Annotated in this window: 22 protein-coding genes and 4 tRNA genes; 8 read left to right on the forward strand and 18 right to left on the reverse strand. The window is 65.6% G+C overall.

The window, feature by feature from the left end:
- Positions 1-45: 45 nt before the first annotated feature.
- Positions 46-912, reverse strand: coding sequence for a pirin family protein (locus WS95_RS13115; RefSeq protein ID WP_059824191.1), 867 nt, complete (start codon positions 910-912; stop codon positions 46-48).
- A 111-nt stretch (positions 913-1,023) separates the two neighbouring features.
- Here WS95_RS13115 and WS95_RS13120 point away from each other — a divergent pair, with 111 nt between their 5' ends.
- The gene (locus tag WS95_RS13120) at positions 1,024-1,941 is read left to right on the forward strand and encodes a LysR family transcriptional regulator (protein WP_034206799.1); all 918 of its coding nucleotides are present in this window, start codon (positions 1,024-1,026) and stop codon (positions 1,939-1,941) included.
- Positions 1,942-2,044: 103 nt separating this feature from the next.
- Positions 2,045-2,548 carry a GAF domain-containing protein gene (locus tag WS95_RS13125; RefSeq protein WP_059824193.1) on the forward strand — a complete coding sequence of 168 codons (504 nt, stop codon included), beginning with the start codon at positions 2,045-2,047 and terminating at the stop codon, positions 2,546-2,548.
- A 103-nt stretch (positions 2,549-2,651) separates the two neighbouring features.
- Here the strand turns inward: WS95_RS13125 and map are convergent, their stop codons facing one another.
- On the reverse strand, positions 2,652-3,458 hold the full coding sequence (map, locus tag WS95_RS13130) for a type I methionyl aminopeptidase (RefSeq protein ID WP_059824194.1): 807 nt from the start codon (positions 3,456-3,458) through the stop codon (positions 2,652-2,654).
- Entirely contained in the window at positions 3,458-3,694 is a 237-nt protein-coding gene (locus WS95_RS13135; RefSeq protein ID WP_034206796.1) for a ParD-like family protein, read from the reverse strand. The genes map and WS95_RS13135 overlap by 1 nt, the downstream gene beginning before the upstream one ends.
- 148 nt (positions 3,695-3,842) lie before the next feature.
- On the opposite strand from WS95_RS13135, the gene WS95_RS13140 reads away from it, so the two are divergent.
- Complete coding sequence (locus WS95_RS13140; RefSeq protein ID WP_059824196.1) at positions 3,843-4,460, forward strand: helix-turn-helix domain-containing protein; 618 nt, start codon at positions 3,843-3,845, stop codon at positions 4,458-4,460.
- Between the two features lie 50 nt (positions 4,461-4,510).
- Positions 4,511-5,059 (forward strand): GNAT family N-acetyltransferase, encoded by a 549-nt coding sequence (locus WS95_RS13145; RefSeq protein ID WP_034206794.1) that lies wholly within the window; start codon positions 4,511-4,513, stop codon positions 5,057-5,059.
- A 246-nt stretch (positions 5,060-5,305) separates the two neighbouring features.
- Here WS95_RS13145 and WS95_RS13150 read toward each other — a convergent pair whose 3' ends face one another.
- Positions 5,306-6,232, reverse strand: coding sequence for a LysR family transcriptional regulator (locus WS95_RS13150; RefSeq protein WP_059824197.1), 927 nt, complete (start codon positions 6,230-6,232; stop codon positions 5,306-5,308).
- 112 nt (positions 6,233-6,344) lie between these two features.
- Between WS95_RS13150 and WS95_RS33285 the strand changes: the two genes are divergently transcribed.
- A complete protein-coding gene (locus WS95_RS33285) occupies positions 6,345-6,965 on the forward strand; it encodes an NADPH-dependent F420 reductase (protein WP_082746914.1) in 621 nt (206 codons plus the stop codon).
- Between the two features lie 52 nt (positions 6,966-7,017).
- Here the strand turns inward: WS95_RS33285 and WS95_RS13160 are convergent.
- The 6 genes from WS95_RS13160 to uvrC form a co-directional block, all read right to left on the reverse strand.
- Positions 7,018-7,091: transfer RNA gene (locus WS95_RS13160), tRNA-Cys, on the reverse strand.
- A 99-nt stretch (positions 7,092-7,190) separates the two neighbouring features.
- A tRNA-Gly gene (locus WS95_RS13165) sits at positions 7,191-7,266 on the reverse strand.
- A 51-nt stretch (positions 7,267-7,317) separates the two neighbouring features.
- A tRNA-Gly gene (locus WS95_RS13170) sits at positions 7,318-7,393 on the reverse strand.
- Between the two features lie 53 nt (positions 7,394-7,446).
- Positions 7,447-7,522 (reverse strand) — tRNA-Gly (locus WS95_RS13175).
- Positions 7,523-7,661: 139 nt separating this feature from the next.
- Positions 7,662-8,249: a CDP-diacylglycerol--glycerol-3-phosphate 3-phosphatidyltransferase gene (gene pgsA / locus WS95_RS13180; protein WP_034206791.1), complete on the reverse strand. Its 588-nt coding sequence runs from the start codon at positions 8,247-8,249 to the stop codon at positions 7,662-7,664.
- A gap of 91 nt (positions 8,250-8,340) precedes the next feature.
- Entirely contained in the window at positions 8,341-10,374 is a 2,034-nt protein-coding gene (uvrC, locus tag WS95_RS13185) for an excinuclease ABC subunit UvrC (protein WP_059779761.1), read from the reverse strand.
- Between the two features lie 76 nt (positions 10,375-10,450).
- Here uvrC and earP point away from each other — a divergent pair, with 76 nt between their 5' ends.
- From earP to WS95_RS13200, 3 genes are all read left to right on the forward strand, one after another.
- Positions 10,451-11,644: an elongation factor P maturation arginine rhamnosyltransferase EarP gene (gene earP / locus WS95_RS13190; RefSeq protein WP_059824201.1), complete on the forward strand. Its 1,194-nt coding sequence runs from the start codon at positions 10,451-10,453 to the stop codon at positions 11,642-11,644.
- Positions 11,645-11,780: 136 nt separating this feature from the next.
- A complete protein-coding gene (efp, locus tag WS95_RS13195) occupies positions 11,781-12,338 on the forward strand; it encodes an elongation factor P (protein ID WP_034206788.1) in 558 nt (185 codons plus the stop codon).
- Positions 12,339-12,605: 267 nt separating this feature from the next.
- Positions 12,606-13,991, forward strand: coding sequence for a sigma-54-dependent transcriptional regulator (locus WS95_RS13200; protein ID WP_034206787.1), 1,386 nt, complete (start codon positions 12,606-12,608; stop codon positions 13,989-13,991).
- Positions 13,992-14,167: 176 nt separating this feature from the next.
- Here WS95_RS13200 and nagZ read toward each other — a convergent pair whose 3' ends face one another.
- From nagZ to lepA, 8 genes are all read right to left on the reverse strand, one after another.
- Positions 14,168-15,196: a beta-N-acetylhexosaminidase gene (gene nagZ, locus WS95_RS13205; protein ID WP_059824203.1), complete on the reverse strand. Its 1,029-nt coding sequence runs from the start codon at positions 15,194-15,196 to the stop codon at positions 14,168-14,170.
- Positions 15,197-15,212: 16 nt separating this feature from the next.
- Positions 15,213-15,647: a holo-ACP synthase gene (gene acpS, locus WS95_RS13210; RefSeq protein ID WP_034206785.1), complete on the reverse strand. Its 435-nt coding sequence runs from the start codon at positions 15,645-15,647 to the stop codon at positions 15,213-15,215.
- Positions 15,648-15,727: 80 nt separating this feature from the next.
- Complete coding sequence (gene pdxJ, locus WS95_RS13215) at positions 15,728-16,504, reverse strand: pyridoxine 5'-phosphate synthase (RefSeq protein ID WP_034206784.1); 777 nt, start codon at positions 16,502-16,504, stop codon at positions 15,728-15,730.
- Complete coding sequence (recO, locus tag WS95_RS13220) at positions 16,501-17,337, reverse strand: DNA repair protein RecO (RefSeq protein WP_059824205.1); 837 nt, start codon at positions 17,335-17,337, stop codon at positions 16,501-16,503. Before recO ends, pdxJ begins: the two co-directional genes overlap by 4 nt.
- Entirely contained in the window at positions 17,324-18,223 is a 900-nt protein-coding gene (gene era, locus WS95_RS13225; RefSeq protein WP_034206782.1) for a GTPase Era, read from the reverse strand. The genes recO and era overlap by 14 nt, the downstream gene beginning before the upstream one ends.
- A 60-nt stretch (positions 18,224-18,283) precedes the next feature.
- Positions 18,284-19,531, reverse strand: coding sequence for a ribonuclease III (gene rnc, locus WS95_RS13230; protein ID WP_059824207.1), 1,248 nt, complete (start codon positions 19,529-19,531; stop codon positions 18,284-18,286).
- A gap of 154 nt (positions 19,532-19,685) precedes the next feature.
- Positions 19,686-20,579, reverse strand: coding sequence for a signal peptidase I (gene lepB, locus WS95_RS13235; protein ID WP_034206780.1), 894 nt, complete (start codon positions 20,577-20,579; stop codon positions 19,686-19,688).
- Between the two features lie 15 nt (positions 20,580-20,594).
- Positions 20,595-22,388, reverse strand: coding sequence for a translation elongation factor 4 (lepA, locus tag WS95_RS13240; protein WP_059824208.1), 1,794 nt, complete (start codon positions 22,386-22,388; stop codon positions 20,595-20,597).
- Between the last annotated feature and the right edge of the window lie 156 nt (positions 22,389-22,544).

The following is a 22,544-nucleotide window of genomic DNA, read 5'->3' on the forward strand; positions in this document are numbered from 1 at the left end:
CGGGGCCTGCTCGTCATGCCGTCATGCCGTCATGCCGTCATGCCGTCATGCCGGCATCTGGCCGAAGCGGCCGCTGTTGAAATCCTCGATCGCGGTACGAATCTCCGCTTGCGAGTTCATCACGAACGGACCGTAGCCGACAACCGGCTCGTCGATCGGCTCGCCGCTCAGGATCAGCAGCTTCGCGTCGCCGTTCGCTTCGATCTCGACGTCGCTGCCGTCGCGGCCCAGTTGCACGAACTGCGCTTCGCGGGCCACCGTCTCGCCGTTCACCTGCACGGTGCCGCTCAGCACGACCACCGCGAGCGTACGCCCTTCGGCGACCGGAAACCGCGCATGGCCGCCTGCGACGAGCCGCACGTCCCACACGTCGATCGGCGTGTGCGTGCGGGCCGGGCCGCGCCGCCCGTCGAGCTCACCGGCGATGATCCGCGCCCGCCCCGCGCCGTCCGGCAACTCGACCACCGGGATATCGGCGTTCAGCAGCGTCTGGTAGCCGGGCGCGCCCATCTTGTCCGCGGCGGGCAAGTTCACCCACAGCTGCACCATCTCGAGCGGGCCGCCCCGCTTCGTGAACGCCTCCGAGTGGAATTCCTCGTGCAGGATCCCGCTCGCGGCCGTCATCCACTGCACGTCGCCCGGGCCGATCGTGCCGCCCGCGCCGGTCGAGTCGCGGTGCGCGACTTCGCCGTCATAGACGATCGTCACCGTTTCGAAACCGCGGTGCGGATGCTGGCCGACACCGCGCGGCGTGCTCGTCGGTTCGAACGTCGCCGGGCCCGCGTAATCGAGCAGCAGGAACGGGCTCAGGTGCGTGCCATGAGACTGGTAGCTGAACATCGAACGCACCGGGAAACCGTCGCCGACCCAATGACCGCGCGGCGCACTGTACACACCCTGGATCTTCTTCATTGCCCTTCTCCGTATTGCGGCGAAACCCGTGTTTCGCATCCATGGATGACAATATAGAGATGGAACGATCGATCCGGTAGACTGCCAAAATCGCACTCAGCGTTCCATTTCATGAACGATAAAGCGCGGGATCTCAACGATCTCTACTACTTCGTGCAGGTCGTCGAACACGGCGGCTTCGCGCCGGCCGGGCGCGCACTGGACATGCCGAAATCGAAGCTGAGCCGCCGCATCGCGCTGCTCGAGGCGCGGCTCGGGATGCGGCTGATCCAGCGTTCGACGCGCCGCTTCACGGTCACCGACGTCGGCCAGACCTATTACGCGCATTGCCGCGCGATGCTCGTCGAGGCCGATGCCGCCGACGAGGCGATTGCGCTGCTGCACGAGGAGCCGCGCGGCATCGTGCGCGTCAGTTGCCCGATCGTGCTGCTCGATTCGCTGGTCGGCACGATGATCGCCGCGTTCATGGCCGCGTGCCCGCGCGTCGAGATCCACCTGGAAGCCACGAATCGGCGCGTCGACGTGGTCGGCGAAGGAATCGACGTCGCGATCCGCGTGCGTCCGCCGCCGCTCGAGGACAGCGATCTCGCGCTGCGCGTGCTCGCCGAGCGCGGCCAGTGTCTCGTCGCGAGCCCCGCGCTGCTGCGCGAGCATGGCGTACCGGTCGTTCCCGCCGATCTCGCGCGGCTGCCGAGCCTCGATCACGGCGTGCCGCAGTCCACGCACGTGTGGCGGCTGCGCGGGCCCGACGGCGCGCACGCGGAAATCCATCACCAGCCGCGCTTCGTGACGGGCGGGATGCTCGCGCTGCGCGCGGCGGCCGCCGCAGGCGTCGGCGTCGTGCAGTTGCCGACGATGATGGTACGCGACGAGGTGTCGCGCGGTGAACTGGTCACGGTGCTACCGGACTGGGCACCCCGCCGCGAAATCGTGCACGCGGTGTTCGCGTCGCGCCGCGGGCTGCTGCCCGCGGTACGGGCGCTGCTCGACTTTCTGGCCGAGCGGTTCGCCGAACTCGAACCGGACTGAACGCGCCGCATCGCCCACGCCCCTGCGCTGCAGACCGCGCGCGCGTGCCGTAGACTGCGGTACGCGCAGTGCGCGCTTTCACAACCTCTATCGCTTTCCCGCCATGTTCACGCTGTCCAACGACCCTACCGCCTCCAAGGCCGACCAATACGCGACGCTCGTCGAGCAGGCGCGCGCGCTCGTCGAATCCGAACGCGACCTGATCGCGAACGCGGCGAATTTCTCCGCGCTCGTCTATCACTCGCTCGATCGCCTGAACTGGGCGGGCTTCTACTTCTTCGACGGCACCGAACTCGTGGTCGGCCCGTTCCAGGGCAAGCCCGCGTGCGTGCGGATCGCGCTCGGCAAGGGTGTGTGCGGCACCGCCGCGCAGACGCGCGAGACGCAGGTCGTGCGCGACGTGCACGAGTTCCCCGGCCATATCGCTTGCGATGCGGCGTCGGAATCGGAAATCGTCGTGCCGCTGGTGGCCGGCGACGGCACGCTGATCGGCGTATGGGACGTCGACAGCCCGGTCGCCGCGCGCTTCGACGACGAAGACCGCCGGGGCATGGAAGCGCTGTGCCGCGTGTTCGTCGAACACGCGTGGCAGAAGGCGCGCGGTTAAGCTCGGCGGCGCCGCGGCGCTGGCCGCGGCAAGCGAAACGGGCTCCGCGAAGGAGCCCGTTTCATTGCAACGCCGCGCCGCCGTATGCGGCGCACGGTCGCCGTCAGGCCGCGTGCGTGCCGGAAAGCGCGGCGAACGCCTGCGGCTTCGCGTCCTCGGTCAGCACCTCGACGCCCGTTTCCGTCACCACGACCATGTGCTCCCATTGCGCGGACAGCGAATGGTCCTTCGTGACGACCGTCCAGCCGTCGGCCAGCACGTGCGTATCGCGCTTGCCCGCGTTCAACATCGGCTCGATCGTGAAGATCATCCCCGGCCGCAACGGCAGACCGGTGCCCGGGCGACCGTAATGCAGCACCTGCGGTTCGTCGTGATAGACGTCGCCGATGCCATGCCCGCAATATTCGCGCACCACGCTGAACCCTTCGCGATGGGCGACCTGCTGAATCGCATAGCCGACGTCACCGAGCGTCGCACCGGGGCGCACCGCGCGGATGCCGGCGTGCATCGCCTCGTAGGTCGCCGCGACGAGCCGCCGCGCGAGCGCGTTCGGTTCGCCGACGAAATACATGCGGCTCGTATCGCCGAACCAGCCGTCCTTGATCACCGCGATGTCGAGGTTCACGATGTCGCCGTCGCGCATCGGCCGCGACGTCGGAATGCCGTGACAGACCACGTGGTTGACCGACGTGCACAGCGTCTTCGGATAGCCGTGGTAGCCGATGTTCGCGGGAATCGCGCCCAATTCGTCGACGATGTATTCGCGGCAGCGCGCATCCAGCTCGTCGGTGGTGACGCCCGGCTTCACGTGCTCGGTGATCATCGTCAGCACCTGCGACGCGAGCCTCGCGGCTTCGCGCGACTTGGCGATTTCCGCGGCGCCGCGGATCGGGATTTCGCGTTTCGCCATTACGCCACCTGCTCGATATGCTGCGCGACCGGTTCCGCCGGCCCCACGTCGCCGCCACGCGCCTCTGCCTCGATCAACATCTTGCAGATGTCGCCGTAGGACAGCGACGGATTGAGCTCCGCCAGCATTCCGACGCGCAGCCAGTGTTCGGCCTGCGCGTTGATCGAACGGCTCAGTGCCGTGCTCGTCGAGCGCAGCCGCTCATGCATGTGCTCGGAAATCTTGATGATGCCCATATATCCCCAATTAAACGAAACGTAGCTGTTTCGTATATTACGCCGCGCCTGATGACCGAGCAAGCCGTTCGGTTCCGTCCCCTTCTTCAATCCGCGTCGGGGAATGCCGTTGACATCGAATTCCATCTTGCTGGAAAATAAATCCATCATGAAAGAATCAGCGATTCCCACGGCCGACGACGCCGGTATCAACGAGCGCATTGCCCGGCGCGTGCGCGATCTGCGCGCCGTTCGAGGCTACACGCTCGATGCGCTGGCCGCGCGTTCCGGTGTCAGCCGTTCGATGATCTCGCTCATCGAACGCGCGTCGGCCAGCCCGACGGCCGTCGTGCTCGACAAGCTCGCGGCCGGCCTCGGCGTGTCGCTCGCCGGGCTGTTCGGCGGCGACCGGGACGACGCGCCCGCGCAGCCGCTGGCCCGCCGCGCGCAGCAGGCCGAATGGCGCGACCCGGCGTCCGGCTATGTGCGGCGCAACCTGTCGCCGGCCAGCTGGCCGTCGCCGCTCCAGCTCGTCGAGGTCGATTTCCCGCCCGGCGCGCGCGTCGCGTACGACAGCGGCGGGCGCGAAAGCGCGCTGCATCAGCAGGTGTGGATCATCAGCGGCCGCGTCGACGTCACGTTGGGCGACGCGCTTCACGAACTTCGCGAAGGCGACTGCCTGGCCATGCGGCTCGACCGGCCGCTGATCTTCAGCAATCCGTCGTCGCATGCCGCGCGCTATGTCGTCGCGATCTGCGACGCATCCGCCGCCGTGCGGAGCGCGTGATGCGCGCGTCGAGTGCGCACCCGATTTAGAGCCAACAGGAAGGAATCCGTATGAACTCCCCGTCACAGCGCGACGACGTGCGCCTGATCGATTGCAGCGAGGCCGAACACGCAGCGGCCATTCTCGAGATCCTGAACGACGCGATCGTGAACTCGACCGCCCTGTACGACTACCGGCCGCGACCGCCGGAAGCAATGGTCGCGTGGTTCGCGACGAAGCGCGCGGGCGGCTTTCCGGTCTTCGGCGCCGTCGACGCCGCGGGCACGCTGCTCGGCTTCGCGAGCTGGGGGACGTTCCGCGCGTTCCCGGCCTTCAAGTACACGGTCGAACACAGCGTGTACGTGCGCAACGATCAGCGCGGCCGCGGGCTCGGCGAACTGCTGCTGCGCGAAGTGGTGCGGCGTGCACGCGAAGCGCAGGTGCACGTGCTGGTCGGCTGCATCGACGCGACCAATGCCGGAAGCATCGCGCTACATACGAAACTGGGATTCGTGCACGCGGGCACGATCGCCGAGGCGGGATTCAAGTTCGGCCGCTGGCTCGATGCGGCGTTCTATCAGTTGAAGCTCGAGACGCCGGTGCAGCCGGTGGATGGGTGATTGATGGGCGGCCGTCGCATGCATCGTGTGCGATTGTTCAAAGCGACGCAAAAAAGAAGAGCCTCGCCGTAGCGAGGCATTATCTCGCTCTGCCTGGAGGCGCGGGCGGGATCGAACCGGCCTGAACGGTTTGCAAGCCGTCGTACGTGTCTTTACTTCGATTACTTATACGGCTTAACCGCCAAGGTAGCGGCTTTCTGAATGCGGGTCTTTGCATGGCGGCTGGCGGCTCCACCATCTTCGGCGCTACTTCCGATTGCGCTCAATCCTCGGCAACTTCTGCGCCCGAAATGACTCGGCGATGAAGTCCACGAACGCGCGTGTTTTGGCTGGCAAGAGCTTTTGGTTCGAAAAATACAACGACAATGGCCCAGCATCGACATACCAATCTTCCAGCACTCGCACCAGGGCGCCGCTGGCGAGGTGTGGCGCTGCATGTAGCAGCGAAACCACACCGACGCCAATACCCAGTAGCGCCGACCGACAAACCGCATCAGGGTCATTGACCAGCATCACCGGCTTTTCTGCCACTGCCATCTCAGTGCCAACCGAGTTGCGCATGACCCATGCGCGCTGACGACTGCTTAGCGGCGAACGCATCGACACGCTTCCCAGTCTCGCGAGATCAGCGGGATCTTTCGGGGGAAGTTTATCGACCATGTATGCCGGTGATGCCACCGCGATCAAATGAATCCGGCCCAACTCGCGAGCCACCATCCCCGCAGGTAGCTCGAAGCCGCCCCCAATTGCCACGTCGAATCCTTCCCCGATGAGATCGACCGGCCGGTTATCGAAAAACCAATCCGGCCTCACCTCAGGATAGCGTTCCAGGAAAGCAGGCATCAGCGGTAACAGATAGTCCATTCCGAAACCCGCTGGAACGCTCAATTTCAGAACGCCCGACGGTTTGGCGGCATTGACCATGAGATCCGCAATCGCACCTTGGATACTGTCGAGACCGCTCCGCACCGACAGCAGGAAGCGGTCGCCCGCTTCGGTGGGCGTCAGGCCGCGCGTGCTACGTTGAAACAATTGGACGCCCAGGTTGCGCTCAAGATGCGCAACGTTGCGGCTGACCGCTGCAGGCGTAAGCGCGAGCCTGCGTGCAGCCGCCGAAAAGCTTCCTGACTCGGCGCTCCGGACGAAGCATTCCAGGTTGGCAAGACTTTCCATGACGAGCTTCAAATATTGATTGAAACTGATTCTACTTGCATTCAACTACCTGTAAAGACTCAACGAGCATAAAGTCCCTCTACGAAATGACTTTCAACCAGAGGGAACCAGTATGAGTATCGCAATCATCGGGGCCGGTGCCATTGGCTCGGCCATCGCGCGTAATCTCGCCCGTAGTGGCATCTCGGCTTCCATTGCCAATAGCCGCGGACCGCAATCACTACAAGCACTGTCCGATGAACTCGGCCCCTATATTCGAGCCGTGAGCGTAAAAGAGGCTGCACGCGCTGACATCGTGTTTCTCGCGGTGCCTTGGGATCAGGTGGCCACGGCCTTGAAGGATCTCGGTCCGTGGAACGCCCGTGTTCTAGTCGACGCAAACAATGCGGTAGAAGTACGAATCGGTGCCGACAACGTACCGTCGTTCCATGCCATCGATTTTGGCGGTCGTGCTTCCAGCGAGCTGGTCGCGCAGTGGGCGCCGGGAGCAAGGGTTGTGAAGGCGTTCAATCATTTGAGTGCCGGGCCGCTGGCCTCTGGCCCCAAGGTTGACGGTGGTCGACGCGTGCTGTTCCTGGCCGGACAAGATGCTGATGCAAAGAAATCCGTCAGCGATCTGATCGTTCGCCTCGGTTTCGCGCCGGTCGATCTCGGTGGTGTGGACGAAGGTCGGCTCATCCAGTTTCCGGGTGGGCCGCTCGCGGTGATTAACCTCACCCAGCTGGATCAGTAACGACAAAGCGATGCAGAAAAAGAAAAGCCCCGCCGAAGCGGGGCTTTTTTTCTGGAGGCGCGAGCCGGAGTCGAACCGGCCTAAACGGCTTTGCAGGCCGCTGCATAACCGCTTTGCTATCGCGCCAAAAGCGGACTGTCCGGATGCCGTGAGGCAAGCGACAGATTTTCATTCGAGGACCGGAAGTCCATCAAATAAAAAGGGAAGCGTGGCTTCCCCGTTACCTGGAGCGGGAGACGAGTCTCGAACTCGCGACCTCAACCTTGGCAAGGTTGCGCTCTACCAACTGAGCTACTCCCGCATTGTCCTGCATCTGCAGCGCTTCGCCGTACTACACGCTGCCAGAAAAATCTGGAGCGGGAGACGAGTCTCGAACTCGCGACCTCAACCTTGGCAAGGTTGCGCTCTACCAACTGAGCTACTCCCGCATGTGTCCTGCATCTGCAGCGCTTTGCCGTACTACACGCTGCCAGAAAAAATCTGGAGCGGGAGACGAGTCTCGAACTCGCGACCTCAACCTTGGCAAGGTTGCGCTCTACCAACTGAGCTACTCCCGCGTATCGCTACGCTACTGCTTCCCCGTCACACACTTACTTCGTCGTGCAGCGGAGAAGCGAGATTATGTCGAAGGCACATTCGTGTGTCAAGGGCTTTTCCAGCCCTTTTTACAAAAACCGCCGCGCCATGCGGCGCGGCTCACGCGCCGCCGCGCTCGCGAATCTGCGGCCATGCGAGCTTCATGTAGTACAGCATCGACCAGATGGTCAGCACCGCGGCGAGATACATCAGCCACTCGCCCCACACGCGCGTATCGATCGTCACGATGCCGAGCGGCAACGGCCCGTAGAACAGCAGCATCGGAATCGCGACCATCTGGCATGCGGTCTTGAACTTGCCGAGCTGATTCACAGCGACGCTCTTCGACGCGCCGATCTGCGCCATCCATTCGCGCAGCGCCGAAATCGCGATCTCGCGACCGACGATCACGAGCGCGATCGCCGCGTCGACCCGCGAAATCTGCACGAGAATCAACAGCGCGGCCGTCACCATCAGCTTGTCCGCCACCGGATCGAGAAACGCGCCGAACGATGACGTCTGGTTCCACTTGCGGGCGAGGAAGCCGTCGAACCAGTCGGTCAGCGCGGCGAGGATGAAGATCGCCGCCGCCGCGAGGTTGCGGTGCGCGCCGTCCATCACCGAGTCCGGCAGATAGAACACGCCGACGACGAGCGGAATCAGCACGATCCGTACCCACGTCAGGAAAATCGGGAAATTGAACGGCATGGCATACGGGACAGTAAAGGATTCGCAATTGTGCCGTGTCGACCGGCCTGCCACAAGAATGCTGGCAAATGCCGCCGGCCGCACGGCCGCGTCAGTGAAGCTGCTTGTAGATCTGCTCGGCGAGCGCGTGCGAAATGCCTTCGACGCTCGCCAGCTCCTCGACACTCGCGGCCACCACGCCGCGCAATCCGCCAAAACGCGCGAGCAGTCGCTGCCGGCGCTTCGCGCCGACGCCCTCGAGCTCCTCGAGCCGCGACGTCTGGCGCGCCTTCGCCCGCTTCGCCCGCATGCCGGTGATCGCGAAACGGTGCGCCTCGTCGCGGATCTGCGCGACGAGCATCAGCGCGGCGCTCTCCTTGCCGAGTTCGAGCGGCGCGCGACCGTCCGCGAACACCAGCGTCTCGAGGCCGACCTTGCGCCCCTCGCCTTTCGCGACGCCGACCAGCATCGACGTGTCGAGGCCGAGCTCGGTGAACACCTGTCGCGCGATCTCGACCTGGCCCTTGCCGCCGTCGATCAGCACGATATTGGGCAGCAGGCTCGACGCCTCGGCCTGGCGCGTCGACTCGCCGTCGATGCCGGCCGCTTCGTCGGCGGCCGCGGCCTGTGCGGCCTGTTCCACCATCTTCTCGTAGCGGCGCGTGAGCACCTGCCGCATCGCCGCGTAATCGTCGCCCGGTGTGATGCCCGTGATGTTGTAGCGGCGATATTCGCTCGATTGCATCTTGTGATGGTGATAGACGACGCACGACGCCTGCGTCGCCTCGCCCATCGTATGGCTGATGTCGAAGCATTCGATCCGCAGCGTCGCGAGATCGTCGCTGTCGTAGCTGAGCGTGTCGGCCAGCGCACGCGTGCGCGCCTGCTGCGAGCCCTGCTCGGACAGCAGCCGAGCGAGCGCGAGCCGCGCATTCTGCTCGGCCATCGACAGCCACGCGCGCCGCTGCCCCTGCGGCTGCCGCACCAGCGACACCTTGTGGCCAGCCTGCTCGGACAGCAGCTCCAGCAGGTCGCGACTCGCGGGCGCATGACTGACGACGAGCACGGGCGGCACGCGATTGCCGAGATAGTGCTGCGCGATGAACGCATCGAGCACCTCGGCCTCGACCGATGCCGCCGTCGTGCCACGCGCGCCGCCGGCCTCTTCCTGGGGCTGGTCGGGCAGCGTGTCGAGCGTCGCATCGACCGCCTCCGCCGGCTCGGCCTCGTCGCCGAGACCGCCTTCGGCGAGCGTCAGCGCACTTTCGACGTGTGTCGGGAAATACGCTTTGTCCCCGAGGTGCCGGCCGCCGCGGACCATCGCGAGATTCACGCACACGCGTCCGCCCTGCGCGACGACGGCCAGGACGTCGACGTCGCTGTCGCTGCCGACCTCGATCGCCTGCTGGTGCAGCACCGTCGCGAGCGAACTCATCTGATTGCGCACGGCCGCCGCCTGCTCGAATTTCAGCTCGGCTGCGAACGCGTGCATCTTCTGCTCGAGCTCCTTCATCACTTCGGACTGCCTGCCGAGCAGGAACCGCGCGGCGTTCGATACGTCGACCGCGTAATCCTCGTCGGAGATCGCGCCGACGCACGGCGCCGTGCAGCGCCCGATCTGGTGCAGCAGGCACGGCCGCGTGCGGTTGTTGAAGACCGAATCCTCGCAGGTGCGCAACTGGAACACGCGCTGCAGGATCTGGATGCTCTCGCGCACGGCCCACGCGCTCGGGAACGGCCCGAAATACTGGTTCTGCTTGTCGACCGAGCCGCGGTAGTAGGCCATCCGCGGAAAGCGGTGCGCGGTGAGCTTCAGGTACGGATACGACTTGTCGTCGCGAAACAGGATGTTGTAACGCGGCGCGAGCGCCTTGATCAGGTTGTTCTCGAGCAGCAGCGCTTCGGCTTCCGAGCGCGTGACGGTGGTTTCGATGCGCGCGATGCGCGTGACCATCATCGCGATGCGCGGCGACAGTTGCGTCTTCGTGAAATAGCTCGACACGCGCTTTTTCAGGTCGCGCGCCTTGCCGACGTAGAGGACGGCGCCCGCCGTGTCGTAATAGCGATAGACACCCGGCATGTGCGGCAACTGCGCAAGGATCTTCTTCGGTTCGAACGGGGTATCGGAGGCTTCTGGGGATGTCATGCGTGAGCCGGGCGCCTTGTAACGCGGAACGGGTCTATTAGAATCGCCAGTTTAGAGCATTCACCGGCCCGCTTCGATGCCACGCCCCCCCGCTGCCCCCCTCTCCGCCGTGCCGCTCGCGCCGGGCGAACCGATCGCCTGCGACCTCTTCTGCACGGTGATCGACAATTTCGGCGACATCGGCGTGTGCTGGCGCGTCGCGCGCCAGCTCGCGCACGAGCACGGCTGGCAGGTTCGCCTGTTCGTCGACGACCTGCACACGTTCGCACGCCTGCTGCCGCAGGTCGATCCCGACGCGACGCGGCAGACGGTCGACACGATCGTGATCGAGCACTGGCATGCGGAAGTCGGCGACGCGCTGGACATCGCCGACGTCATAATCGAGGCGTTCGCGTGCGAGTTGCCCGGCGCGTATCTCGCGGCGATGGCGCGGCGCGCGCGGCGCCCCGTGTGGATCAACCTCGAATACCTGAGCGCCGAGGACTGGGTCGCCGATTTCCACTTGCGGCCATCGCCGCATCCGCGCTACCCGCTGCTGAAGACGTTCTTCTTCCCGGGCTTGTCGGCCGGCACGGGCGGCGTGCCGAAGGAGCACGACCTCGACGCGCGCCGCACGGCCTTCGACACCGATCCGGCCGCGCGCGCCGCGTGGTGGCAGCGCGCGACCGGCGGCGCGCCGCCGGCGCCCGGCACGACGGTCGTCAGCCTGTTCGCCTACGAAAACCCGGCCGTCGACGCGCTGCTCGCGCAATGGCGCGACGGCCCGTCGCCGGTCGTCGCGCTCGTGCCGGTCGGGCGTCTGTCGCCCGCCGTCGCGCGTTTTTTCGGGGTCGAATCGTTCGCGGCGGGCGCACGGGCGCGCAGCGGCAACCTGACCGCCCACGGTCTCGCGTTCGTTCCGCAGGCCGACTACGACCCGCTGCTGTGGGTCGCCGATTTCAATTTCGTGCGCGGCGAGGATTCGTTCGTCCGCGCACAGTGGGCGCGCAAGCCGTTTGCGTGGCACATCTACCCGCAGGCCGACGACGTGCACCTGCCGAAGCTCGACGCCGCGCTCGCGCACCTGTCGGCCGGTCTCGCCGATGCGCCGCGCGCGGCGCTCGAGCGGTTCTGGCATGCCTGGAACGGCGCCGGCACACCCGACTGGGCCGATTTATGGCAGCACCGCGCCGCACTGGAGGCCAATGCGGCCCGCTGGGCCGACGCGCTCGCGGCCGTCGGCGATCTCGCCGGAAAGCTGGCGGAATACGCAAAATCTCAGTTAAAATAAGCGGTTATCCGACGGCTGACCATGCAAGCGCTCGCGTTTGAGCTTTGGGGGCCCACCGGAACGCATCTGCTTGGCGCCTCACCCGTTGTGCAACGCTCAGGCACCTATTTATTCGATTGGATCAGGACAGTTTTTTATGAAGACCGCACAGGAACTCCGCGTAGGCAACGTCGTGCAGATCGGCAGCGACGCATGGGTCATCGCCAAGACGGAATACAACAAGTCGGGCCGTAACGCCGCCGTCGTCAAGATGAAGATGAAGAACCTGCTGACGAACGCAGGCCAGGAATCGGTCTACAAGGCCGACGACAAGTTCGACGTCGTCGTGCTCGATCGCAAGGAAGTGACGTACTCGTACTTCGCCGACCCGATGTACGTGTTCATGGACGCCGACTACAACCAGTACGAAGTCGAAGCGGAAATGATGGGCGAAGCGCTGAACTACCTCGAAGACGGCATGGCTTGCGAAGTCGTGTTCTACAACGAGAAGGCGATCTCGGTCGAACTGCCGACGATCCTCGTTCGCGAAATCACCTACACGGAACCGGCCGTCAAGGGCGACACGTCGTCGGGCAAGGTGCTGAAGAACGCGAAGCTGGCGACCGGCTTCGAACTGCAAGTGCCGCTGTTCTGCAACACCGGCGACAAGATCGAAATCGATACGCGCACGAACGAATACCGCAGCCGCGCGTAATCGTCCGCGATACCCGCATCGAACAAAGCGCCCTTCGGGGCGCTTTTTGTTTGTCTGGCGCCAACAGCTACCACGAGCGAGAGCCATAAAGAGCACAAAAGCCACCGGTAAAGATATTCAATTTGTATCATCGGTAACTGTTTTATAGCGCCGGAGAAATAATGCGCGTGACGCGTTCGGCGGGGCATAAAATCAATCTTTAATCCGACATGCGGCTGCGGCCCGCTGGCCGACAGCCCGCCTCTCTTGACTCGACTCGCGTCCACCATGCCACACGCCCTGATTGTCGAAGACGATCCCAACAGCCTGTCAGGCCTCACCGCACTGCTCGCCGCAGACGGCTTCTCGGTCGACACGGCCACGTCGCTCGCCGAAGCGCGCACGGCGCTCGGCCGCTCGATTCCCGACGTCGTGCTCGTCGACTTGAACCTGCCGGACGGCAGCGGGTTCGACCTGCTCCAGCACCTGCCGCAGCAACAGCCGAACGGCTCGCTGCCGGTGATCGTGCTGACGGGCAACGCGACGGTCGAGAGCGCCATCGAGGGCCTGCGCCACGGCATCTGGGACTACCTGCTGAAGCCGATCAACATTCCGCGCCTGCGCAGCCTGCTCGCGCGGATCCCCCGCCCGTACGAACTGATCGACGAAGTGCAGTCGCTGCGTGCGTCGCTGCGCCAGCTCGGCCGCTTCGGCGCGCTGGTGGGCCGCAGCGACGCGATGCAGCACGTGTACGACATGATCGAGCACAACGCCCGCACCGAAACAGCCGTGCTGTTCTCGGGCGAAGCCGGCACCGGCAAGAAACTGGCGGCGCGCACGCTGCACGAACTGAGCCGGCGCCGCAAGGGGCCGTTCGTCTCGTTCGACTGCCGCATGCTCGCGCAGGCCGGCCGGCACGGCGCGTCGCTCGACAGCGTGCTGTTCGGCCATGAACGCGGCGCGTTCGACGGCGCCGAGCGCCGCGAATCGGGCCTGTTCGAGCAGGCCGGCGGCGGCACGCTATTCCTCGACGAAATCACCGCGCTGCCGCTCGTGCTGCAGGAAGCGCTGCTGCACGCGCTCGATTCGCAGAACTTCATGCGGATCGGCGGCACGAGCCCGATCACCAGCGATTTCCGGCTGATCGCGGCCACGCGCCGCCCGGCGCGCGAAGCGGTGGCGAACGGCACGCTGCGCGAGGATCTGTGGCTGCGCCTCGACGCGGCGTCGATCACGATGCCGCCGCTGCGCGAGCGCGACGGCGACGCGCTCGCGATCGCGGACGCGCAGATCGACGAACTGAACCGCGAAGCGCGCGCAACCGGCCGCAGCACGACCGACAAGCGGGCGGCGCCGGGCTTCGTGCGCGAATGCCTGTCCTACGAATGGCCGGGTAACGTGCGCGAGCTGCAGGAACGCGTGCGCTTCGCGTACGACGCGTCGGGCGACTTCATCGAGACGCTGCGCGCGGGCGAAGCCAGTTTCTCCGCCGGCGCCGCACTGAACGGCAGCAGTGTGCAGATCAAGGTCGGCACGCCGCTGTCCGACGTCGAGGATCTGCTGATCCGCGCGACGCTCGACGCGGTCGGCGGTACGCGCCACCGCGCGGCTACGCTGCTCGGCATCAGCCCGAAGACGCTGTACAACAAGCTGCAGCGGATGAAGGTGAACTGAGCGGGCGGCTCTGAATGCGGGGGCTGACGGGATTTGACCGTTAGTTGCGTCCACGTCCGAGCTCGTCCCGGTGACTGTCCTGATCGAGCAGTCTCGATCCGCAAAAAAGCCGCGCTATTGCGCGGCTTTCTGTTTGAGGCGACCCAAACGACGCGACGCACGCCATCCGTGCCCGCTTACGCCAGCGCGCTGCTCAACAGCGCCTGCGCCTGCAGATACTCAGGCTGCGTGACCAGCTTCTCCCACTTGAGCGCCTTGCCGCGCGCACGCATCCGCTTGATGCGCCGCACCGACTCGGCCGAGGCCCGCGCCTTCAATCCGTTCAGCACGACTTCGGCCGCGTCCGGCTGGTTGCAGACGAGCACCATGTCGCAACCGGCGGCGAGCGCGGCGTCGGCTGCCTGCGTGAGCGTGCCGCCTTCGCGCGCCGCCTCCATCGACAGGTCGTCGCTGAAGATCGCGCCCGTGAAGCCGAGCTTTCCGCGCAGGATGTCCTGCAACCATACGCGCGAAAACCCGGCCGGCCGCTTGTCGACCTGCGTGTAGATCACATGCGCCGGAATCACCGCCGACAGCGACAGCCCGAGCCAGTCGTACGGCGCGACGTCCTGCTCGAGGATCGCATCGAGCGTGCGGTCGTCGGTCGGCAGCGCGACGTGCGAATCGGCTTCCGCGAAGCCGTGCCCGGGGAAATGCTTGCCGCAGTTCGCCATGCCGGCGAGCGACAGCCCGTGGTTCAGGCTCTTCGCGAGCAGCGTGACGACGCGCGGATCGCGATGGAACGCACGATCGCCGATCACCTTCGAGTGCCCGTAGTCGAGATCGAGCACCGGCGTGAAGCTCATGTCGATCCCGCACGCACGCAATTCGGCAGCCAGGATGTAGCCGACGGCGGTCGCGACCTTCGTCGCGAGCAGTACGTCGCGATCCCACAGTTCGCCGAGGCGGCGCATCGCGGGCAGCACCGTGAAGCCGTCGGTGCGGAACCGCTGCACGCGCCCGCCTTCGTGATCGACGGCGATCAGGATGTCTTCGCGCACCGCGCGAATCGAATCGGTCAGCGCGGTCAGTTGTGCACGATTCTGGAAGTGCCGCGCGAACAGGATCACGCCGCCGGTATTCGGATGCGCGAGGCGCCGCGCATCGTCGCGCGACAGGGTCGTGCCGACGACGTCGAGCATGACCGGGCCGGGAGTCGTTTTCATCGAATCGGGAATTCCGTCAGGAGGGGGTTCGGGAAACAGGTCCGGGGGCAGGCGCGGCGTCCGTTTCGGCGATCACGAACGACACCGCGTAGTCGCGTTCGTCGCTGACCGTCACGCGCGCCGTGATGCCGCGAGCGGCCAGCCAGTCGGCCAGCTCGCCCGAAGCGACCACGTACGGCTCGCCGCTTGGATGGTTGAGCGTCTGCAGTGCGCGCCACGTCATCGGCCAGTGCATGCCGAGTCCGATCGCCTTCGAGAACGCTTCCTTCGCGGAGAAGCGCGTCGCGAGAAACGCGATGCCGCGCGCCTCGGAGCGGGCGCGCCGCGCGTGGAACACGCGCAGCTCGTCGGGGCCGAGCACCTTCTCGGCAAACCGGCCGCCCGTGCGTTCGAGCACGGCTGCGACGCGGCTCACCTGCGCGATGTCGGTACCGATGCCGTAGATCGCCATGTCAGTCTCCGCCGGGGCAGCCCGGCGCGGCCGGGTCAAGCGTGTCGCAAACGGCGTGCGGGGCGCGGCGGCCTCGCATCTCAGCGCGCGCCGCCGTGCAGCGCGGCGACCCGTGCGGCGACCATGATCGCCTTCATCTCGCGCACCGCGTTGTCCCAGCCCGCGAAGATCGCGTGCGCGACGATCGCGTGACCGATGTTGAGCTCGACGATGCCGTCGATCGCGGCAATCTGCTGCACGTTCGTGTAGTGCAGCCCGTGGCCCGCATTGACCTTCAGTCCGAGCTGCGCGCCGGCCTGCACGCCCGCGACGATACGCTCGTATTCGCGCTGCTGCTCCGCCTGGTCGTGCGCTTCGGCGTAGCGGCCCGTATGCAGCTCGATCACCGGCGCGCCCGCTTCGTGCGCGGCGCGGATCTGCGTGTCGTCCGGGTCGATGAACAGCGACACGCGCACGCCGACGTCGGCGAGCTGCTTGCACGCCGCGCGCACGGCCTCGAAGTGGCCGGCGACATCGAGACCGCCTTCGGTCGTCAGTTCCGCGCGCTTCTCCGGTACGAGGCACGCATCGTGCGGACGCACTTCGCACGCGATGTCGAGCATCTCGGCCGTCACCGCGCATTCGAGGTTCATGCGCGTCTTCAGCAGCGGGCGCAGCTCGCGCACGTCGGCGTCGACGATGTGACGACGATCCTCGCGCAGGTGCAGCGTGATCGCGTCCGCGCCCGCCTCTTCGGCGGCGAGCGCCGCGCGGATCGGATCGGGATAGCGCGTGCCGCGCGCATTGCGCAGCGTCGCGACGTGGTCGATGTTCACGCCGAGGTCGATGGCGGTGGGCGTTGTCAGGAAGAAGCTCATAGGTTTTGCAGGTCGATCAGGATCTGACGCGTGGCGAGCGGCGTGCCGCCGAGATAGGTGTTCAGCAGGAAGCGCATCAGCGTCTTGCTCTGCGCAACCGTCTGGGCTCGATGGTAATCGTCCTGCTCCATGTCGAGCAACGTCTGTCCGGTGATGACCGGCCAGTGCGACGGCACGTCGTCGTCCGCATTGCGCACGCCGCGCTCGGGATCGAACACGTAGCGGCGCTCGGGCTCGACCGCGCGGCGCGCGACCGTGCGGTTCAGCGCCATCGCATACCCGGTCTCGCGCAGCAGCACACGCTCGAACGAGCGCAGCACCTGCACCGCGGGCTCGCCGTGCGCGAGGCGCGTGAGGGTCAGCACGTAATGATTGAACAGCGGCGGCTGAGGATCCTCGCGCGCGCAGAATTTCACGAGCAGCTCGTTCGCGTAGAAACCGCACAACAGCCCGTCGCCGCTTAGCGGCAGCATCCCGCCGACCCACTCGGCGCCCGTCAGCGTGCGCACCTCGGATTTGCCGGACCACGACAGCAGCAGCGGCTGGAAGGTCTGCAATACGCCGCGCAACGCCGAGTGCGGGCGCTTCGCGCCCTTTGCGACGAGCGCGAGCCGGCCGTGGTCGCGCGTCAGCACGTCGACGATCAGGCTCGTTTCCCGATACGGATAGCTGTGCAGCACGTACGCCGGCTGCTCGGCGACGCGGAAATCGGACGTGCGAGACGCCGCGCGCCGCACCTTGCGCGGCGGTTCGGGCGGTGCCGGCAACGGCGCGTCGTTCGCGCCGGCGCTCACCGCGTCTTCGGTCGACGTCAGCGCGTCATTCGTACCCATAGGCACGCAGCCCCGCCTCGTTGTCGGCCCAACCGCTCTTCACCTTCACGAAGGTCTCGAGGTAGACGGGGCCGTCGAACAGCTTCTCCATGTCCATCCGCGCCTCGGTGCTGATCTGCTTGAGCTTCTCGCCCTTCTTGCCGATCACCATCGCCTTGTGCGAATCGCGCTCGACGAGGATCGTCGCGAAGATGCGCTTCAGGCGGCCCTCCTCCTCGAACTTGTCGATCAGTACGGTGCTCGTGTACGGCAGTTCGTCGCCGGTCCAGCGGAATACCTTCTCGCGCAGGATTTCGGCCGCGAGAAAGCGCGAGCTGCGGTCGGTCAGTTCGTCCTCGCCGTAGATCGGCTCGCCTTCCGGCAGGTACGGCTTGATCGTGTCCAGCAGGCGCTTGATGTCTTCCGGCCGCTGCGCCGACAGCGGCACGAGCTCGGTGAATTCGCGCAGTTCGCTCACTTTCTGCATGAACGGGAACAGCGACGCCTTGTCGTTCACGCGGTCGATCTTGTTCGCGATCAACAGCGTCGGCATGCCGGGCGGGATCAGGTCGAGCACCTTCTGGTCGTCGGGCCCGAAGCGGCCGGCCTCGATCACGAACAGGATCACGTCGACCGACGTCAGCGTCGACGTGACCGCGCGGTTCAGCGAACGGTTCAGCGCGGTGCTGTGACGGGTCTGGAAGCCGGGCGTGTCGACGAACACGAATTGCGCGTCGTCGAACGTGTTGATGCCGGTGATGCGGTGACGGGTCGTCTGCGCCTTGCGCGACGTGATGCTGATCTTCTGGCCGACGAGTGCGTTCATCAACGTCGATTTGCCGACGTTCGGGCGGCCCACGATCGCGATCATGCCGCAACGGAAACCGGTAGGAGCGGGAGTGTTCATATCGTTTGGGGGACAGGTTCGGAAACGGCCGCGCGGCGCGCGGCACGATCGATGGGCAATTCAGTGGCCGGCATCGGCCACGCGCGCCTGCGCGGCAGCAAGGCTCGCGCCGCCGGGCGGCGCATCGGCGTCGGGCGTCGCGGCATCGCGTGCGCGCGCCGGCGTGCGCGCAGCGGCGTCGGCACTCGCGGAAGGCTTGTCGGCCGACGGCGATGCCGAATCGGCTGCGTGGCCGGCCGGCTTGTCGGCTGCGCGCGACGCGGCCTCGGCGGGTTTTTCCGCGGCCTTGTCGGGCCGCTCGGCCGGTTTGTCGGCAACCTTGTCGGTCGCCGGCTTCGCCGTCCGCTCGCCCTTGTCCGTGGCCGGCTCGACATGCGCCGCGCGAATCGCCGCCATCGGCGCGACGGCCGGCTCGCCCGTCGTTGCAGCAGCTGCAGCAGCTGCAGCAGCCGCAGCGGTTGCAGCCGGCGCCGCGCCGGCCGCCCTGGCCTCGCGCGCCGCCGCACGTTCCTTCCGTTCCGGCGAGCGCAGGTCGAGCGCTTCCTGCACGCCCTTCACGCCCGGCACGATCTCGGGTTCGACATGCTTGGACCCGCGTGCGTTTTTCGAGCGCTTCGGCTTCGCGGCCAGCATCGGCGCGGCCGCCATCACTTCGTCGAGCGCCTTCTTCGCGGCGGCCTGCTCGGCCGCACGCCGGCTCGCGCCGGAACCCGATACCTTCACGTCCAGCTTCGGCACCGTGCACTCGACCTCGAACTGCTGATTGTGCGCCGCACCATGCGTCGCGACGACCGTATAGGTCGGCAGCGCGATCTTGTGCCCCTGCAAGTATTCCTGCAGCAGCGTCTTCGCATCCTTGCCGAGCGTGCGCGGATCGATGTGGTCGAGAATCGGGATGTAGAGCCGCTTGATGACCCCTTGGGCGGCTTCGAAGCCGCCATCGAGGAATACGGCCCCGATGATGGCTTCGAACGCGTCCGCGAGGATCGACGGGCGACGGAATCCGCCGCTGCGCAGCTCGCCCTCGCCAAGCCGCAGGCCGTCCGAGATATTCAGGGCCTGAGCAATTTCGTACAACGATTGCTGTTTGACGAGGTTGGCGCGTACGCGCGACAGGTCACCTTCGTCCAGCTTGCCGAAACGCTGGAACAAAAGGGCGGCCACCGCGCAATTCAGAACGGAATCGCCGAGAAACTCGAGCCGTTCGTTGTGCGTGGCGCTGTGACTGCGATGGGTCAAAGCCTGGCGCAACAATTCCGCATTGCGAAATTCGTAGCGCAGCCGGCTTTCCAACTGGGATAGGGGCATGTGCAGGAGTATAACGCGGGCGCCCGGTCGGGCCGAAACGGCACGGCCGGACGCGAAAAGGCGTGACGAGGCGGTGTTACCGCCGGTTCTTAAAGTAGTTCGGCAATACGCGACGCGGCCCGTGCGTCGCGTATTGCGTGCGAATCGAATGCGGTCAGTTGAAGGAACCGATGCGCTTCAGGTCGCCGAAGTTCATCCAGATGAAGAACGCGCGGCCGACGATGTTCCGGTCCGGCACGAAACCCCAGTAGCGGCTGTCCGCGCTATTGTCGCGGTTGTCGCCCATCATGAAGTAGTGACCGGGCGGCACCTTGCAGATCACGCCGCGGCTGTTGTACGTGCAGTTGTCGCGATACGGATAGTCGTACGCGCCCATCACGAACGGCGGCACGGCCGGGTTGTTGAGGATCGCGTTCTTCTTGTTGCCGATCGTTTCCTCGAACTGCTTCGCGTAATTCTGGCGCTCGTCGTCGAAGAAATCGGGCAGCGGCGTTTCGGGCACCGGCTGGCCGTTGATCGTGAGTTGCTTGTCCTGATACGCGACCGTGTCGCCCGGCAGGCCGATCACGCGCTTGATGTAATCGACCGACTCGTCCTTCGGATAGCGGAACACGACGACGTCGCCGCGCGACAGCGGGCTGCCCTGCGTGATCTTCGTGTTCGTGACCGGCAGGCGCAGCCCGTACTCGAACTTGTTGACGAGGATGAAGTCGCCGACGAGCAGCGTCGGCACCATCGAGCCCGACGGAATCTTGAACGGCTCGACGACGAACGAACGCACGACGAACACGGCCAGGATCACCGGGAAGAAGCTCGCCGTGTACTCGAGCCACCACGGCTGGCGCAGCTTTTCGTCACGCAGCTTCGAACGCGTCTGCGCCGCGTTTTCGTCCGCGAAACGCTTGTCGATGCGCGACTGCTGGCGATCGAACTCCTCGATCGCCGAGTCGGCCGCCTTGCGACGCCGCGGCAGGAACACCAGTTTGTCCAGCACCCACGCTACGCCCGTCACGATGACGAGCACAAAAAGAATCAGCGCAAAATTCATAAAGGATCAGTCCTGTTATTTGTCTTCGACGCGCAAGATCGCGAGGAACGCCTCCTGCGGGATCTCGACCGAACCCACCTGCTTCATGCGTTTCTTACCTTCTTTCTGCTTCTCGAGCAGCTTCTTCTTGCGCGTGATGTCGCCGCCATAGCACTTCGCGAGCACGTTCTTGCGGAGCGCCTTGATGTTCTCGCGCGCGACGATGTGCGCGCCGATCGCGGCCTGGATCGCCACGTCGTACATCTGGCGCGGGATGATCTCGCGCATCTTCGCGGCGACTTCGCGGCCGCGATATTGCGATTGCGACCGGTGCACGATGATCGACAGCGCGTCGACCTTGTCGCCGTTGATCAGCATGTCGACCTTCACGACGTCCGACGAACGGTACTCCTTGAACTCGTAATCCATCGACGCATAGCCGCGCGATACCGACTTCAGGCGATCGAAGAAGTCGAGCACGATCTCGGCCATCGGAATCTCGTACGTGAGCTGCACCTGGCGACCGTGATACTGCATGTTGATCTGCGAGCCGCGCTTCTGCTCGCACAGCGTGATCACCGAGCCGACGTAATCCTGCGGCATGTACAGGTTCACGGTGACGATCGGCTCGCGCACTTCGGCGATGCGGCCGGGCTCCGGCATCTTCGCCGGATTCTCGACCATGATCGTCGAGCCGTCGCTCTGCACGACCTCGTAGACGACCGTCGGCGCGGTCGTGATGAGATCCATGTCGAACTCGCGCTCGAGCCGCTCCTGCACGATCTCCATGTGCAGCAGCCCGAGGAAGCCGCAACGGAACCCGAAACCGAGCGCCTGCGACACTTCCGGCTCGTACTGCAGCGATGCGTCGTTCAGCTTGAGCTTCTCGAGCGATTCGCGCAGCGCGTCGTACTGGTTCGCCTCGACCGGATACAGCCCCGCGAACACCTGCGGCTTCACTTCCTTGAAGCCCGGCAGCGGCTCGGCAGCGACCTTGGTCGCGTGCGTGACGGTATCGCCGACTTTCGCGGCCGTCAGTTCCTTGATGCCCGCGATGATGAAGCCCACCTGCCCGGCCGACAGCGACTCGAGATTGCGCGACTTCGGCGTGAACACGCCGACGTGCTCGACCGGATACTGCGCGCCGGTCGCCATCATCTTGATCTTGTCCTTCGGACGCAGCGTGCCGTTGACGATGCGCACGAGCATCACGACGCCGACGTAGTTGTCGAACCACGAATCGATGATCAGCGCCTGCAGCGGCGCGGCCGGATCGCCCTTCGGCGGGGGCACCTTCGCGATCAGCGACTCGAGCACGTCCTCGACGCCGAGGCCCGTCTTCGCGCTGCAGTGCGTCGCGTCGGTCGCGTCGATGCCGATCACGTCCTCGATCTCCGCGATCGCGTTCTCGGGGTTCGCGGCCGGCAGGTCGATCTTGTTCAGCACGGGCACGACCTCGACGCCGAGCTCGATCGCCGTGTAGCAGTTCGCGACCGTCTGCGCCTCGACGCCTTGACTCGCGTCGACGACCAGCAGTGCGCCCTCGCACGCGGACAGCGAACGGCTGACCTCGTACGAGAAGTCGACGTGCCCCGGCGTGTCGATCAGGTTCAGGTTGTAGACCTTGCCGTCGCGTGCGCGATAGGACAACGCGGCAGTCTGCGCCTTGATCGTGATGCCGCGCTCGCGCTCGATATCCATCGAGTCGAGCACCTGCGCTTCCATTTCACGGTCGGCGAGGCCGCCGCATACCTGGATGATGCGATCCGCGAGCGTCGACTTGCCATGGTCGATGTGGGCGATGATCGAGAAATTGCGAATATGATCCATTCAGTGCCGATCAAGCGAAAAAGGCGCGCTCACGACTGCGGAGCACGCCTTGTAAGTCGGTGAAAAAACGGCTTATTTTAGCCGAAAAGGCTTACGCCGGGCGGGATTTCGGACGCCCCGCCACGCGGGAGCCCGGCCGAGCCGACCGCCGGATCG

Origin of the sequence: Burkholderia sp. MSMB1826, assembly GCF_001526325.1 — a bacterium.
GTDB lineage: Bacteria > Pseudomonadota > Gammaproteobacteria > Burkholderiales > Burkholderiaceae > Burkholderia.